The sequence below is a fragment of the Streptomyces sp. NPDC031111 genome (genome assembly GCF_055570675.1).
Map to the genome: position 1 here is coordinate 1 of NZ_JBVIGS010000060.1, position 1,441 is coordinate 1,441.

Annotated in this window: 1 protein-coding gene; it reads left to right on the forward strand. The window is 65.5% G+C overall.

The features are described 5' to 3' along the window. Nucleotides 1-289 precede the first annotated feature (289 nt). The coding region (locus tag ACZ470_RS40495) for an IS110 family RNA-guided transposase (protein ID WP_468434961.1) at nt 290-1,441 on the forward strand (1,152 nt) is incomplete at its 3' end.

A 1,441-nucleotide genomic window follows, 5' to 3' on the forward strand; every position in this document is an offset into this window, starting at 1 on the left:
GATCTTCGAGCCGTACTTGCCCGGGTCCACAGACATTCGTGCCCGTCAGGTCCCCGTTACCTTTTCCGTGGCTCCGCTATCGGGGCTCCGGTCTCCTGGCCCGGTATGACTTGGTCCCCTCGTCGACATGATTGAAAAGGTGGTGTAACCGGGCCGGGAGGCATCGGCAGACCGCTGATCAGGGGCATGACCGCTCACATCCGCACCGTGGATGAGCAGGCCTTCGTAACGTGGATGCCGGCACGCTGATGCCGCGCGCGAGACCGGGAAGAGGCTGTTGGGTAGGGACATGAACCACGACGGTGAGATCGACATCTGCCTCGGTCTGGACGTCGGCAAGGGTGAACATCACGGCACTGCGCTGACTCCGGCGGGCAAGAAGGTGTTCGACAAGCCGATGCCAAACAGTGAATCGCGGCTGCGTGATCTGTTCGAGAAGCTGCAGGCCAAGCACGGCAACGTGCTGGTCGTGGTGGACCAGCCGGCCTCGATGGGTGCTCTCCCACTGGCAGTGGCCCGCGATACGGGCTGCCGGGTCGCCTATCTGCCAGGGCTGACGATGCGGCGCATCGCCGACCTCTACCCGGGCGAGTCGAAGACCGATGCCCGCGATGCAGCGATCATCGCCGATGCCGCCCGCACCATGCCCCACACCCTCCGCGACCTGGCCCCGGACGACGAGACCGTCGCCGAGCTGAACATGCTCGTGGGCTTCGACGACGACCTGGCCGGCGAGGTCACCCGCATCAAAAACCGTCTGCGCGGACTGCTGACCCAGATCCATCCCTCGCTCGAGCGGGTCCTGGGCCCTCGACTGGACCACCCGGCGGTGCTGGTCCTTCTTGAACGACACGGCTCACCAGCTCAGTTACGGAAAGCCGGCAGGCGACGGCTGGTGACCCTGCTGCGGCCCAAGGCGCCACGCATGGCAGAACGGCTCGTTGCGGACATCTTCGACGCACTCGACGAACAGACTGTCGTCGTTCCGGGCACCGAGGCCTCCGCGCTGATCGTCCCAAGTCTGGCTGCCTCGCTCTCCGCGGTACTTGACCAGCGCAAAGTCCTTGCCGCAAGGATCGAGGAACTGCTGGAGGAACACCCTCTTTCGCAGGTCCTGACCTCGATGCCCGGCATTGGGGTCAGGACCGCAGCTCGGATCCTTATCGACGTCGGTGACGGAAGCGGCTTCGCCACCGCAGGGCACCTGGCCGCCTACGCCGGCCTGGCACCCGCCACGCGCAGATCCGGCTCCTCCATCCGCGGCGAACAGCCCTCCCGACGAGGCAATAAACAGCTCAAGCGGGCCTTCTACCTCGCCGCCTTCGCCTCACTGTCCCAGCCGGACTCACGTGCCTACTACGACAGGAAACGACACGAGGGAAAACACCACGTCGCAGCCATCGTCTGCCTGGCCCGACGCCGCATCGACGTCCTCTTCGCC